General features: G+C 79.8%; 1 pseudogene. It reads right to left on the bottom strand.

The features are described from left to right. Positions 1-297 (bottom strand): annotated as a pseudogene (locus tag ACLBYB_RS33245) (lipopolysaccharide biosynthesis protein); the annotation flags it as partial.

Below are 297 nucleotides of genomic sequence, written 5' to 3'. Positions count from 1 at the left end.
GCCCGCAGGTCGGCGTCGACGCGCAGGACGCGGTCGCCGCGCGCGACGGCCACCGCGGCGAGCAGCCCGGTCACCGCCTGGCGCTCGGCCTCGTCGGATTCGCCCGAGGTGACGAGCAGCGCCAGCGCGTGGCCGCTCTCGCCGGAGGTCGCGGCCAGGTGGTCGAGGGTGAGGCTCGCGGCGCTCGCGCCCGCGCCCCGCGGCCGCAGGCCGGGCAGCACGGCCACCACCGGGGCGTCCGACAGCCGCTCCAGCTGCCGCGGCGAGAGCACGGTCGGCGCCAGGTATTCCCGCGTC

This window comes from Methylobacterium sp. D54C (assembly GCF_053345595.1).
This window is presented reverse-complemented; position numbering and strand designations above follow the sequence as displayed.